This is a genomic window from Streptomyces spinosus (assembly GCF_020400655.1).
GTDB lineage: Bacteria > Actinomycetota > Actinomycetes > Streptomycetales > Streptomycetaceae > Streptomyces > Streptomyces argyrophylli.
Window position 1 is genome coordinate 67,083 of the sequence record NZ_JAINRC010000021.1, and the last position, 13,386, is coordinate 80,468.

The 13,386-nt window shown below is 69.8% G+C and carries 13 protein-coding genes and 1 pseudogene; 5 read left to right on the top strand and 9 right to left on the bottom strand.

The window, feature by feature from the left end:
• Positions 1–69: 69 nt before the first annotated feature.
• The 5 genes from LG395_RS33515 to LG395_RS33535 all read right to left on the bottom strand — a co-directional run bounded on the left by LG395_RS33515 (position 70) and on the right by LG395_RS33535 (position 5,488).
• Positions 70–1,020, bottom strand: coding sequence for a DMT family transporter (locus LG395_RS33515; protein WP_225812365.1), 951 nt, complete (start codon positions 1,018–1,020; stop codon positions 70–72).
• Entirely contained in the window at positions 1,017–2,009 is a 993-nt protein-coding gene (locus tag LG395_RS33520; RefSeq protein WP_225812367.1) for a BadF/BadG/BcrA/BcrD ATPase family protein, read from the bottom strand. The genes LG395_RS33515 and LG395_RS33520 overlap by 4 nt, the downstream gene beginning before the upstream one ends.
• A 49-nt stretch (positions 2,010–2,058) precedes the next feature.
• Positions 2,059–3,222 carry an SIS domain-containing protein gene (locus LG395_RS33525; protein ID WP_171159387.1) on the bottom strand — a complete coding sequence of 388 codons (1,164 nt, stop codon included), beginning with the start codon at positions 3,220–3,222 and terminating at the stop codon, positions 2,059–2,061.
• The gene (locus LG395_RS33530; protein ID WP_225812369.1) at positions 3,219–4,514 is read right to left on the bottom strand and encodes a D-tagatose-bisphosphate aldolase, class II, non-catalytic subunit; all 1,296 of its coding nucleotides are present in this window, start codon (positions 4,512–4,514) and stop codon (positions 3,219–3,221) included. Before LG395_RS33530 ends, LG395_RS33525 begins: the two co-directional genes overlap by 4 nt.
• A gap of 185 nt (positions 4,515–4,699) precedes the next feature.
• Positions 4,700–5,488 carry a GntR family transcriptional regulator gene (locus LG395_RS33535; protein ID WP_225812372.1) on the bottom strand — a complete coding sequence of 263 codons (789 nt, stop codon included), beginning with the start codon at positions 5,486–5,488 and terminating at the stop codon, positions 4,700–4,702.
• Positions 5,489–5,916: 428 nt separating this feature from the next.
• On the opposite strand from LG395_RS33535, the gene LG395_RS33540 reads away from it, so the two are divergent.
• Positions 5,917–7,992 (top strand): glycoside hydrolase family 36 protein, encoded by a 2,076-nt coding sequence (locus tag LG395_RS33540; protein ID WP_225812374.1) that lies wholly within the window; start codon positions 5,917–5,919, stop codon positions 7,990–7,992.
• A gap of 238 nt (positions 7,993–8,230) precedes the next feature.
• Here LG395_RS33540 and LG395_RS33545 read toward each other — a convergent pair whose 3' ends face one another.
• Together LG395_RS33545 and LG395_RS33550 are read right to left on the bottom strand one after the other, a co-directional pair.
• Positions 8,231–8,419 carry a hypothetical protein gene (locus tag LG395_RS33545; protein WP_225812376.1) on the bottom strand — a complete coding sequence of 63 codons (189 nt, stop codon included), beginning with the start codon at positions 8,417–8,419 and terminating at the stop codon, positions 8,231–8,233.
• 15 nt (positions 8,420–8,434) lie between these two features.
• The gene (locus LG395_RS33550; RefSeq protein WP_225812378.1) at positions 8,435–9,313 is read right to left on the bottom strand and encodes an NmrA family NAD(P)-binding protein; all 879 of its coding nucleotides are present in this window, start codon (positions 9,311–9,313) and stop codon (positions 8,435–8,437) included.
• A 274-nt stretch (positions 9,314–9,587) separates the two neighbouring features.
• Between LG395_RS33550 and LG395_RS33555 the strand changes: the two genes are divergently transcribed.
• Together LG395_RS33555 and LG395_RS33560 are read left to right on the top strand one after the other, a co-directional pair.
• Positions 9,588–10,214, top strand: a complete 627-nt coding sequence (locus LG395_RS33555) for a TetR/AcrR family transcriptional regulator (RefSeq protein ID WP_225812380.1) — start codon at positions 9,588–9,590, stop codon at positions 10,212–10,214.
• 780 nt (positions 10,215–10,994) lie between these two features.
• Positions 10,995–11,519 carry a DUF4232 domain-containing protein gene (locus tag LG395_RS33560; RefSeq protein WP_225812382.1) on the top strand — a complete coding sequence of 175 codons (525 nt, stop codon included), beginning with the start codon at positions 10,995–10,997 and terminating at the stop codon, positions 11,517–11,519.
• On the opposite strand, the gene LG395_RS41800 is transcribed toward LG395_RS33560, so the two are convergent.
• Positions 11,509–11,814 carry a response regulator transcription factor gene (locus LG395_RS41800; RefSeq protein WP_225812384.1) on the bottom strand — a complete coding sequence of 102 codons (306 nt, stop codon included), beginning with the start codon at positions 11,812–11,814 and terminating at the stop codon, positions 11,509–11,511. The two genes, LG395_RS33560 and LG395_RS41800, sit on opposite strands and share 11 nt — an antisense overlap.
• A gap of 158 nt (positions 11,815–11,972) precedes the next feature.
• On the opposite strand from LG395_RS41800, the pseudogene LG395_RS33570 reads away from it, so the two are divergent.
• Positions 11,973–12,185 (top strand): annotated as a pseudogene (locus tag LG395_RS33570) (transposase); the annotation flags it as partial.
• Positions 12,186–12,188: 3 nt separating this feature from the next.
• The gene (locus LG395_RS33575; RefSeq protein WP_225812486.1) at positions 12,189–12,836 is read left to right on the top strand and encodes a transposase; all 648 of its coding nucleotides are present in this window, start codon (positions 12,189–12,191) and stop codon (positions 12,834–12,836) included.
• Here LG395_RS33575 and LG395_RS33580 read toward each other — a convergent pair.
• A complete protein-coding gene (locus tag LG395_RS33580) occupies positions 12,788–13,366 on the bottom strand; it encodes a TetR/AcrR family transcriptional regulator (RefSeq protein WP_225812386.1) in 579 nt (192 codons plus the stop codon). The two genes, LG395_RS33575 and LG395_RS33580, sit on opposite strands and share 49 nt — an antisense overlap.
• Positions 13,367–13,386: the final 20 nt, after the last annotated feature.

Sequence of the window (13,386 nt, forward strand, 5' to 3'; positions counted from 1 at the left end):
GTTCGGTGAGCACGGGCCGGTGTCGGCCCGTACCCTTACGCGGTTCGGTCGGTACGGATATGTGGGTGATCAGGACTTCTGCAGGGCCGGACTCACGTCCGCGCCATCGTCCGCCGCCCCCGGGGCCACGGAACTCTCGCCGCTCTTCTCGTCGCTGTAGACCATCAGGGTCGAGCCGGCGAGGGCCAGCACGATGCCGAGGGTGCCCCATACGGTGGGAAGCGTTTGGTAGACCACCAGGGACAGCACGATGGTCAGCACCGGTGCCAGTGCGTTGGTGACGGGGGCGACCACCGTGGCCTTGCCCCGGCTGAACGCCATGACCAGGAACAGCGCGCCGACCGCGTTGAGGACCTGCGTCACCGCGGTGAGCGCGGGCGCCTGCCACGGGGCATCGGACGGGAAATCGCCCATCATCACGAACGCCACCGGCACCAGCAGCAGCCCGCTGATGGTCATCCAGCCGAAGGTCGTCGCGTCGTTGATCCCGACCACCGCGGCCTTGCGCATGCAGAACGCCTGCACGCCCCAGGCGACGCAGATCAGGATGGCCATCAGCAGCCACGGGCCGTGCGAGTTCGAGTCGTCCTTGGTGCTGGGAATGCTGAGCAGCACGATCGCCGCGAGCGCCGCGACGACACCCACGAGGGCGAGTCGGTTGATCCGCTCACGCAGCAGCGCCATCGCCATGAGGACGGTGACCACCGGGGAGAGCGAGACCAGGGGGAAGATCAGGTACGCCGGGCCGTTGGCGAGCGCGTAAAACAGCAGCAACTGTCCGCCCGCGCCGGTCAGTCCCGCGATCAGCCCGTACACGGCGGCGATCGGTCGGCGGTCGAAGGTGTTGCCGCGCATCGCGACATATGCGGGGATGAGCATCGTGAAGGCCCAGATGATGTAGATCATCTCGTTGGGGTAGCCGTACCTGCTGTTCGGTTCGCTGGAGAAGGCGCCCCACACACCCCAGAACAGGACCAGCAGCGATGCGTACACGATCCAGCTCTTTGTGCCTCTGTTCATCGGTCGTCCTCTCCTGGGGCAGGGGTCCCTGGGGCCGTGCGCAGCGCGTCGAGCGCGGGCCGGTCGAGCGGGGTTCCAGCGAGTTTTGCCGCGTACAGGGCGGCGCCTACGACAGGCTCGTAGAGAGGGTGTCGTAGCTCATAAGGGGTAAAACGGTTCTTGAGGCCGGAGGCGAACGCCTCCAGAACCGTGTGGGCGCCGAAGGTGCCGCCGGAGTAGGAGACCGGTACGGTCTCGTCCGGGCCGAACTCCAACCGCTCTCGGGTGACTTCGACGAGCAGGGCTAGTTCCCGGCCGGCGTCGGTGAGGATCTGCGTGGCGACCTCGTCGCCCAGAGCGGCTGCCTCGGCAACCGAGCGGCTGAGCGCGGCGATCCGGCTCCGGTCGCCCTGCCACTGGTTGTGGACGACGTCGATCACGTCGAGGTCGGACGCGAGATCCAGGTGGCGCCGGAACACCTCGGCCAGGGGGCCCTCGGGGAGCCGCCCGTCGGCCATCCGCGAGAAGGCGTTGAGGCCCCGGACCGCGATCCAGTGCGCCGATCCCTCGTCGCCGAACATCTCGCTCCAGCCACCGATGCGCACACCCCGGCCCAGTCGCTCGCCGTAGGTCATCGAACCGGTGCCGCTGATGACGTTGATGCCGTCGACCGCGCCCAGCGAACCCGCCCAGCCGCAGACCATGTCGTTGTCGCAGGCATAGCGGTCGTGCCCGAGCACCGCTCGCGGGGCCGCGTTCAGGACGGGCAGATCGCGGGCCGCCTCCCCATAACCGGGCAGCCCGAAAAAGGCGTACTCGATGTCGGCAGGGGTCAGCCCGGCCTTTGCGCAGACAGCTTCGGCGCCTTCCTTCAGCACACGCTCGACGAGCTCGATGCCGTGGGAGAAGTAGTACGAACTTGCCGCCTGCGCTCGCGCCACGACTTGTCCGGACCGGTCGACCATGCAGAACGCGGTTTTCGTACCGCCGCCGTCGACACCTAGGAACATCGTTGTACCTCCGTCCGGCGCCCTCGAACCGCGCCGTCGATGCCTTGGATCAGCTGTGCAAGGAGTGCAGGGTCACGCCCTGCACCACGCGGTTGACCTCACCCGAGGGGAACGGATTGTCGGGCCGCAGGCCCCGGGCCAGAGAGGCACGCAGGGCGATGAGCTGGGCGTACACCACGGCGGACAGCGCCAGGGCGACATCCTCGACGCCATCGAGGTCCGGCAGCGGCCAGGCGTCGGTGCCTGTGCCCTCCGTTCCCGCGCCGGAGTCCGCGGTGACCGTGACGACGCTGCCGGCGGGCAGATGCCCGCGCAGCTCCGCACAGATGTCCTGGTCGTACTTGCGGGTGTACGGGTCGTTCGACATGTACACCACCGCGACCGAACGGTCGTTGAGCACCGCCTTGGGACCGTGCCGGAATCCCAGCGAGGATTCCGCGACGGCCATCAGCGTCCCACCGGTGAGTTCGAGCACCTTCAGCGCCGACTCCTCGGCGAGGCCCTTCAGCGGGCCGCTGCCGAGGAAGACGATCCGCTCGGGCGCGCTCTCCAGGAGGGCGCCGACGGTGCGGTCGACAGCGCTGCTGTCGGTGATCGACTCGGCTGCCCGGGCCAGGCGTTCGGCGACGCCGTCGTAGGCACTGCCACCCAGGGCGAGCAGTGCCGCGAGTGTCATGCACGTGAAGCTCGACGTCATGGCGAAGCCGCGGTCGTTGGACCCGGGCGGCATCAACAGCACGTAGGACTTCGGCAGCTCCGCGTGTTCGCGTGCCAGGCGGCCCTGCTCGTTGCAAGTGATCACGAGGTGGTGCACCTCGGAGAGAACCTGGTCGGCCAGCGCGGTGGCGGCCACGGACTCGGGGCTGTCGCCCGACCGTGCGAAGGAGACCAGCAGTGTGGGCACGTCCTCGGCGAGACAGCCGCGGGGGTCGGCGACGAGATCCGTGCTGGCAACCGCGTCGACGCGCCGTCCCAGACGCCGGGCCAGGGCGGGCTGGAGCACCTGGCCGGCGAAGGCGGACGTGCCGGCACCGGTGAGTACCACGCGCAGATCGCCGCGGGCGACGAGCGGACGCAGGAAGGCGTCCAGTGAGTCCCGCGAGGCCGAGACGATCCGGTCGACCTCGCGCCACAGCGCGGGCTGCTGGGCGATCTCGCGGACGGTGTGGGCAGCGCCGTCGTCCAAGGACAGCGTGCCGGAGGGCGTGGTCACACGTACTCCTTCTGGTTCGGGCGGGAGGCACGGTCGTAGTCGCGCAGGACATCGCGGACGTGGTCCACGGCCAGGTCGCGCGGCCGGGCTGCGAGCTCGCCGTGGCGGACACGGGCGTACTGGAGCGGAAGATGTGCGCTGAGCAGCGGCAGGGGGATGTCCACGGCCGAGAGGTTGTCCAGGAGCCGGGCCTGGGCCTTCTCGATCTCGGGGTCGGGCCAGTAGTAGCGCATTCGGTCGCTGTAGCTGTAGCGGCGTGCGAGGCGCTGCTCGGCGGCGCCGCCCGGGTAGTAGCCCTCCCATGTGGCCGGCTCCGCGAGCATCCGCCGCTCGACGACCTCGGCAAGCCGTGACCGCTCGGCGGCCGGCACCAGTTCGTCCTCGATCGCGGCGAGGGCGAACAGCGCCTCGCGCAGGGCGAAGGTCAGCCCGGGGCCCACCTTGAGGACCGCCCAGTGGTCCTCGACCAGCGCGGTGAGCGCCTCGGCGGTCTGGTAGTCGGTCGAGTGGGCCTCGTAGACCATGGCGGGCTCGTCGTCGAGGACCTTGCGCAGCTCCTCGGTGAGCTCCCGCCGGTAGTCGACGACCTGAAGGTGGTCGAACTCGACGGCCGGCTGGACGACGAGGGCCATGACACGCGGCCAGACCTCGTCGAGTCCGTGCCGGGCGAACGCCTTGCGGTGCTCCTCCAAAGTGGTGCGCGCCGCCTCGGGCGTGGTCGGGACGAGATCGCCGAGCGTCTCGTGCGCGCCGCCGGGCGTGGGCACCTCGGTACCGATCACGTACCGGATCCGCTCGGCCCGCTCGGGGCCGGCCGCCTCCTCGGCCACCCGGATCAGCCGCGCGGCGCGTTCGGCGACCACGTCGTCGGTCAGCGGTACGGGGTCACCGGCGCACGCGAAGCTGCAGTCCAGGTGGATCTTGGTGAAGTCCGCCGCCACGTAGGCCGCGACCAGGGCATCGGCCCGCTCCATCGCCTCGTCGGGCGGCAGGGACCGCCACCGGTTCGGCCCCAGGTGGTCGCCGCCGAGAATCACGCGGTCCAGTGGCAGACCACTTCCGGCGGCGATGCGGTACACGAGGTCACGGAAGTCCGCGGGCCGCATGCCCGTGTAACCGCCGTACTGGTCGACCTGGTTCGAGGTCGCCTCCACCAGTACATGACCGCCGCTCTCCCGTGCTTGCACCACGGCTGCCTCGATGACCAGCGGATGAGCCGAACACACCGACGTGATGCCCTGCGGCTGTCCGGCCTTCTGGCGCCGGACGACCTCGCTCAATGGGCTCTGCATTGCCGACCCCTTACTCAACGTGCATTTTGAGCCCTTTCGCCAGGGTGGCCCGGAGCCCAGTGGGGACAGTACTGGTCTCAGTGGTGGCCGTCAACAGTCTTATTCTGGTATGTATCTGGTATTGGCATCGAGTCCAGCTTGCAGCTGGTACGTGGAGGAGGGCCTCCGTGACCTGCGGTGATCAATCAGTCCTGATTGGTGATGGAGGCCCGGAACCGGTAACGGTCCCCCCGGTAGACCTGGACGGTCAGTTCGATCGGGCGTGATTCCTGGTTCGACGTCAGCTGGGTCGCGACGAGCATCGGCATGGTCTCCGCGATCCCGAACAGCTCGATCTCCCGTGGCGTCGGGTGGCGGGCCTCGACCGAGTAGTCGGCGACGCGGGGCAACTGCGGCGGGTCGGCGGCGCGCAGGGTGGCGTAGAGCGAGGCCGTGTTGAAGTCGGTCCCGGCCAGGGCCGGGCAGGCCGCCAAAGGGAGCCGGTTGTGCTCGAGCACGACCAGCAGACCGTCGAGGAAGCGCAGTCGGTGGAGGTCGAAGAGGTCGGCGCCCGGAGCGATCCGGAGCTGCTCGGCCTCGGACACCGTGGCCGGCCGGACGGTGGCGGAGAGCACCTTGCTGGCCGTCGTCAAGCCGTTGGCCTGGGCATAGTCGGCGAACCCCTGGAACTGCGGGGCCGCCGAGCCGGACGTCATCGTCGCCTCGGGAAGCAGACCGAGCTCGGCGACGAACCACCCGCGCGACGACGACGGCCGCACGATGCCCCGTGACTCCAATTGCGCGAGGGCCGAGCGCAGCGTCACGCGCGACACGGCGTACCGCTCGACCAGAGCCCGCTCGGAGGGCAGCCGGTCACCGGGGCGGGCGGCAGCGGCGCGCAGGTCCTCCAGCAGCCGCGTGGCCGTGCGCTCGTACAACGGGAGGGCGTCGTCCGCGAACAGACCTCTGGGCATCGGCGTTCTCGCATTCGTCATACCAGAAACATACCAATTCGATCGACGGCATGAGCCTCGTCCGGGCGGCCCACCCGTTGACATGCCACTCGAATACCACTTACGTTCTCGCAGCAGGCCACCCGGTGATGAAGAAGGCGCCCGTGAGCGACCTTCCGTTTCGCCGTGCCCCGGGCACCTCCCGGGATTGAGGCAGCGTGGTAGCAGCTCACCGAGGATGGCCGCACTCCGCCGCCGGAGGCGACCTCGCACCGGTGTGCCCGTTCGGACGCCACGCCGTCTCCCGGCCCCACCCGACCCACTGCGAGAACCAGTAGCAGACCAGGCATCGACCAGACGCACGGACGACCGCTCCGCCGCGAGCACGCGGCTCGACTCTGAACGATCCACCACGACGGACAGAAGGCAGCTGCCCCAGTCGGGCACGCATGACCGAAAGAGAGTTCGACATGACGGACATGAACCGGCGAAGCGTACTGAAGGTCGCGCTGGGGGGTGCCGGCCTGGCCGCCCTCCCCGCCGTGGCCATGAGCACCTCACCCGCGGACGCCGCACCGAACTCGCATCCTGACCTCGTCGGAGTCGGCGACAGCTCCATCACCCTGGAGTTCGACGACCAACTGCGCAGCCGGGTCGCGCTGAAGGGCGTCGACCTCACCCGCTTCGACGCCGGCGAAGCCCTGCTGGTGGGCGACAAGGCCATCGAGGCGTTCGCCTACCGCGGACACCGGACCCGCGCCACCCGGCACCCCCGCCACGGCGCGGGCGTCAGGGTGACGATCGAGGGCACATCCGAGGAAGGCGTGCACAAGACGGTCGAGCTGACCTCCTTCGAGCGTCTGGCCGGCATGATCGTGATGAAGGTGACCTACACCAACAGGTCCTCCACCGCGCTGAAGGTCACCGGGTGGCGCAACGGAGCTCACGAACTCCTGGAAATCCCCGGCGGCTTCTACACCTTCTCCGGCACCACGCACACGGACCGCCGCGACTGGGTGATGCCGGTGAAGGACGGCTACGTCCAGGAGAACTCGCTGGGGATGGACTCCTCCGACTACGGCGGCGGCACCCCGCTGGCGACCGTCTGGCGCCGGGGCGCCGGCCTTTCCGTCGGACACGTCGAGCCCGTGGCGACGATCCTGCGCATGCCGGTCCGCAAGACGGCCGACGGCGCGAGCATCGCCATCCAGGACGACACAGCCCGCACCCTGAAGCCGGGCCGTCGGCTCAGCACCAGCACCACGTTCCTGACCGCTCTCCCGGGCGACCACTTCGTGCCGCTCCAGCGGTACCGCGACTACATGAGCGACATCGGCCAGCGCGCTCCCAAGGTTCCCGCCTCGGCCTTCGAGCCCATCTGGTGTGCCTGGGGCTACGAGCGCGACTTCACCGTCGAGCAGGTCACCGGAACGCTGCCGAAGGCCCACGAGGTCGGCCTGCGCTGGGTCGTGCTCGACGACGGCTGGCAGACCAACGAGGGCGACTGGGACATCAACACGACGAAGTTCCCGCGCGGCGAAGCGGACATGCGGGCCTTCACCAAGGAGATACGAGACGCCGGCCTGCGACCGCGCCTGTGGTGGGCCCCGCTCGCGGCGGACCCCGACAGCAACCTGATCCGGGACCGCTCCGACATGCTGTTGCTGGACCGCGACGGCAACAAGCAGGACGTCACATGGTGGGACGCCTACACGCTCTGCCCGGCCTACCAGCCGACCGTGGACTACTTCGTCGAGCAGGCGAAGAAGTTCATCGGCGACTGGGGCTACGAGGGGCTCAAGATCGACGGCCAGCACCTCAACAGCGTCGCACCCTGCTACAACCCGAAGCACCGGCACGCCCGCCCCGAGGAATCCACCGAGGGCGTGGCCCGGTTCTGGAAGGCGATCCACGAAGCCGCGCACGCGGCGAACCCCGACGCCCTCGTCGAACTCTGCCCATGCGGCACCGCCTTCGCCTTCCACAACCTGCCCTACGTCGACCAGTACCCCAGCTCGGACCCGGAGTCCTCCTACCAGGTCCGGAGCAAGGGCAAGTCGATGAAGGCGCTCATGGGCGCGGGCAGCAGCTACGCCGGCGACCACGTCGAACTGAGCGACCACGGCGACGACTTCGCGTCCTCCTACGGGGTCGGAGCCGTCCTGTCGACCAAGTTCACCCTCCCCGGCACCGGGGCCCCGGACAAGGCGACCGACCTCACCCCGGAGAAGGAGGTCCTCTGGCGCAAGTGGGTGTCCCTGTACGAGAAGAACATGCTGCCCACCGGCGAGTACCGCGGTGAGCTTTACGACATCGGCTTCGACAAGCCCGAGGCGCATGTCGTGGCCACGAAGCGGACCCTCCACTACGCCTTCTACGCCGACCAGTGGGACGGGACGGTCGAGCTGCGCGGTCTGGACCGCACGCGGTACCGCCTGACCGACCCGTTCACCGGCACGTCACTCGGAACCGCCACTGCTGAGCACAACACCGTGAAGCTGTCCTTCGCACGGTTCCAGCTCATCGTGGCCGAGCCCATCGGCTGACCGGCAGACGGCTGCGGCAACGCTCTTTGATCGTGCGAGTGCCGTGCCACAGGCTTGCCGGGCCCCCGCTTCCCTCGGCAGGTCAGGTGGCGGCTCGGACCCGGCACGGCCCGTAAGGCCGCGCCGGTCCTGGGCGTCACCGTCGCTCATCTGGCGGACCGGCACGGGGCGCGCGGCGTCCGCCCTCCCCCGGCACCGGCCGCACCAGGAAGGCGCACGACGCGGGCGCGGCGGCCGGTCAGCCGAGGCAACGCCTCGGGTACGGGCTGCCTGCCGAGTTGACGTGCTGTGGCAGCTCTGCGGTGGAGTGAAGCACCAGGAGATCGAAGGCGACGAGCAGGAGGAACTGGTGGCCGGCCGCGAGAGCGGCACGGGTGATCTCCAGACCGAAACGCCGGGACGATCCAGCGACGAACCGCATACTCATTGCCTTCTCCAGCGTTCAGATGGTGGTGGGCAGGTCGAAGGCCGTGCGGTTCCGGGCGATGAAGGTCTCGACGTCGAGGGGGGCGCTGCCGCCGATCGTCTTGACCAGGTCATTGGTGCCGGCGAAGACGCCGTCTCGGTAATCGACGGCCACGGCGAGCAGGTGCTGGATCAGGTGGTCCGACGCGCCGCGCCCGCGCAGAATGGCGGCGAACTCGTCGAGTCCGATGGGCACGTAGGTGACCTTCCGGCCCAGCGCCCGCGACATCTTCTCGGCGATCTCGTAGTGGTCGAGCTCTTCGGCTCCGTAGAGCCGGTAGATCTGGCCGGCGTGCGGTGCGGGATCTTCCAGGATGGCCGCGATCACCTTCGCCTGGTCGCTTTCCGCAATGGGGGCGTGACGTCCGTCGGCGAACGGCAGGCGCAGTTCGCCGGTGCCGTCGGCCCAGGTGTCGATCAGCCACTGGGCGAAGAAGGTCGGCCGGAGGTGGGTGACCGGGACCGGGGCGTGGTCCAGGACGCGTTCGGCGACCCAGTGCTGGCGGGCGGCGTTGCTCGCGGTGTTGCGGCGGGCGGAGACCTGGGACATGTTCACGATCCCCTTGACCTCGTTCTCCTCCGCCGCCTGGGCCACGTTCGCGGTGGCGTCCATCAGGCCGGGGCGGATCGGATAGGTGAAGTACAGGGCGTCGATGCCCTTGGTCGCCCGGGCCAGGGAGTCCAGGTCGAGGACGTCGCCTTCCACGATCTCGGCTCCGAGGGCGGCGAGCCGCTCGGCGCGTGCGTCGAGGCCGTGGACGAGTGCGCGGACGCGGTGTCCGCGCTGGAGCAGGAGCTCGGTGGTGTGCCGGCCGGTCTTGCCGGTGGCCCCGATCACGAGGAGGTGGCGTTTCATGATGGTGATCTCCGTTCTTGAGAGGGAGCTGGGGGGAACTGCAGCGTCAGTCCTGCGGGCGGGTGCAGCGCGAGATGAGCGAGGCGGGGCGAAACCCGTTCAGCAGGCGGCTGTGGCCGTCGCGACCGTGTGTGGTGCCGCCTGTGTGGACATCCGGTCCGCTTACATCCGGTTCGCTTCCCAGAAAAGTGGGCTTGTAGGCCCTTTTTCCATCACCCCAGAGAACACCTCGCAGAAGGGGCCGTCAAGCCCTTTTTGCGATAAGGTAGTGCGCATGACCACTACCCGCGAAGCGCCGGCCCGGAAGCTGACCGCCAAGGGCCTGGCCACACGCGAGCGCATCGTGAAAGCGGCCGCCGAACTGATCTACGAACAGGGCGCGCAGAACACCAACAACGAGCAGATCCGTGCGGCCGCCGGGGTTAGCGGCTCGCAGCTGACGCGCCACTTCCCTACCAAGGAGTCCCTGGTGCGCGCGGTGCTCGCCTGGCAAGCCGACACCATCGTCGCTCGTCACCAGGCGCCCGAACTCGGGGAGTTGGACAGCTTCGCCGCGCTGCGCCGGTGGGCCGACTCCTACATCGCCTCGCAGGACATGCTCCGCGGCGGGTGCACGTTCGGCTCCCTGGCCGCTGAGGTCGTCAAGACCGAGCCCGCCCACCGGGACGCGGTGGCCGACGGCTTTGAGCGTTGGCAGGAGCTGTTCAAGCGCGGCCTGAGCAAGATGCGTGAGCGCGGCGAACTGCGACCGGAGGCCGACCCGGCCGCACTCGCCCACCTGCTCGCCGCCGCGTTCCAGGGCGGAGCGCTGCTGGACCAGGCGGCCGGCGAGTCCACACCTCTGCGTGACGCGTTGTACGGAGCCCTGGCCTACGTCAAGTCGTTCGCCGCAGAACGCTGATCGCGCCGCGCGCTGCCGTCCCACGGACGCGGGCCGCCGCGGCAGCACAGGCAGCCCACCGGATGCGACGAAGACCAGTCGTGGCGGCCGCGCCATCGGCAGGTCTGAGCAGCGCGTTGCCAGCGCGAGGACGGCGGGCACTGGCAGCGGGGCGGACGGGGGCCGCCGGTCGGACAGCCGGGCGCGTGCGGACCCGGGGGGCGGAAGGCGCGGCGGGGCACGGCACGGGCAGGCCACCAACCGACGGCGGCGCGGCACGGCATGGTCCGCCGTCCGGCTGTCCGATGGGTGGCCGCGTCACGGCCGGCGGGCGGGGACAGGTCCCGGGAGGAGGCATCCTGGCGCAGGCTGCGCAACGGCTAGGTGGAGGCGGTGGCGGGATCGGCGCAGCGGGCTCGGCCCGTGCACGAGAAACCGGGTGGAGGCGCTGATCAGGATCTGCGGGGAGTCGGCGTCCAGGCCGACGGAGACGTCCGGCCTGCGGACCGAAGCCCGGTCATGGCCGCCGCCCCGAACTTCGGCCGCCGGGACGCGGACCGCATCACCCGCACGTACGGCTCACGACCTCTGAGTGCCGCCGGGTCCGAACAAGGGCCGAACGGCGCCTTCGTCCCAGTCGCCCGTTCCAGGCCGTCACCATCGCCGCTGATCAGCGGCCGTTCCACCGTTCCAGTGTCCCGAGATGTCCGCAGTCTGTGGCTCCTGGGACGGACACCGGTACAGGCTGCAGTCGTCCGAGCGACCCGCCGGATGATCACTTACGCACATGGAGATCTCGACATGCGTTCGCGCTTCGCTTCCCCGTCTGCCCACCTCGCCCTGGCCGCCGTCGCGGCCGCCGCCCTGACCGCCGGGGCCACGGCGACCGCCCACGCCGCCGCCGGCCGCGGCCCGGTCACGCGGGCCTGCGTCACCGGCGACCTGTCCTTCGACCTCACGTCCAAGACGCAGGCGGGTGGCTACCTCCTCCTCACCGCCAAGGCCAAGCCCGGCGTCACCTGCCACCTGCGGGGCGTCTTCCCCTCCGCCTCCTTCGGCTCCTCCGCCGACACCGAGGTCGGGCCGGCGGAGCACGCCGTCAGCGACGACGTAACCCTGTCCGGGTCCAAGGCCGCCTACGCGGGCATCAACCCCAAGACCACCAACGACAACCAGGGCAAGCAGTTCGACCGCCTCCACCTCTCCGTCACCGGCGACGAGTCGAACTCCGTCACCCTCAAGCTGCCGCAGACGGTCACCGTCGACCGGCCCGTGGCGACCAACTGGCACGCCGACCCGACCGACGCCGTGCCCTTCACCGCCTGACGAGCCGCGCCGGGCACCCGCGCGGTGCCCGGCGTCCCGGCACTCCCGGCGCCACGGGGGCCCTGTTGCGACGCAACACGAACAGCCCGGCCTGTACCCGATTCTCGCATTGCAGTTTCTTGATGATCCGCGAGACGTGTGCCTTCACCGTGGGCACCCCCAAGCCCGGACGTCGACCGATCTGGGCGCTGCTCAGCCCGTCCCCCACCCCCGCTAGCACCTCCCGCTCGCGCAAGGTGAGTGCGGGCAGTCGGGGCGGTACGGCAGGCGGCGGCCCGGCGACCGCCTGGGCCACCAGATGGTCGACCGCCTCCGGGGCGAGAACGGGGAAGACGTGCCGGTAACGGCGCCGGTGTTGACACGGACGGCCCCGAAGTAGGCGCCGCCCAGGCGGATGTCACTGACCATCAGACGGGCACCTTCGAGCCGTGGTCCCCTCCCCCGCCCGGCCCCTTGGCCGACGTCCACGCACAACGCCGTGCTCTGGAAGCCCGGATCAAGGCCCTGCTGGAGGACCACTCTCTTTCCCAGGTCCTGACCTCGATGCTTCGGGTCGCGGTCAGGACCGCCACAGTCCTGCTGGTCACCGTCGGTGACGGCATCAGCCTCCCCACCGCCGCGAACCTCGCCTCCTACGCCGGGCTCGCCCCCACAACCGAATCGTCGGTACTGCCCGGCCGCGAAACCGCCACTGTGGAGGCCTGGCTGCGCAGGCATCCGAGCTTCGAGGCCGGGTGCCGGGACGGATCGACAACCTACGCCGAGGCGGTCCGCCGAGCCCTGCCCGACGCGCTCCGGATCAGCGACCGCCGGCAGCTGTGGCACAACCTCGTCGAGGCCGTCCGCAAAGAAGTCGGCGCACAGCACCTGCTGGGCGAAAGCGGGTCCCATCTCCTCCAGGAGATCAGGGAACCGGGCTGCACCGGCAGCTCGAACGTGCTCGCCCACTACATCGTCCAGGGCCGCGTCAAGGCCGACCGACCCGCACTTCGCCCCGGCGCCCCGCCCCGCTACTTGCTCACCCACCCCGAGCGCCTCAAAGACCACCGGCGGGACCACATCGAGGCCGCCCGCACCACCTGCAAAGAGATGAACGCTCTGGCCGACCTCGTCCACCACTTCGCCGTGCTGCTGGATCCCGCCGACGGCAATGCCGCCCTGCTGAGCACCTGGATCACCTTGTCGCAGGCCGAGGACCTACCCCACTTGCGTGTCTTCACCCGGGGCCTCAAGGCCGGCTTCGCGCCGGCGGTGGCGCGGGAGGCATCTCATGCGTTCGGTGCAGCTCGCAGGCCGCTCAGCAGTGTGGCCAGGTAGCGGTGTGCGGTGTCGACCCGGTCGGTGGGAGGGCCGTCATGGACGTTCACGGCGTGGGCGATGCCGCACATGAGCGGGACGAGGTCGGCGGCGGCCAGGTCCGGGCGGACCGCTCCGGCGTCGCGGGCCCGGTCGAGGAGTGTGGCGCCGGCCGATCGAAGCGACCTCTTGAGTTCCGTGGTGCGCGGCAGCGCGTCTGTGGCTGCGGCGGTGACCGGGGACAGGGAGGCGTCGGTGACTTGGGCTTCGACGGTGTGGATCAGGAATTGCTCCAGTGCGCGCCAGGGGTCGGTGTCGGCCAGCGCCTGCTCGCCGTGCGCAGCCAGAGCTTCCAGGCAAGGGGTGGCGACGGTCTCCAGCAGCGCTTCGGGGGTGGCAAAGTGCCGGTAGACGGTGCCGACACCGAGTCCAGTACGGCGGGCGACGTCGTTGAGCTGCAACGGCGTGCCCTCGTCGACCAGGACACGGGCGACGGCGACGATCTGGGCCCAGTTGCGAGCCGCATCCTTGCGCAATGGCGTCGTCGTCATGAGAGCAGTGTAATCGGATA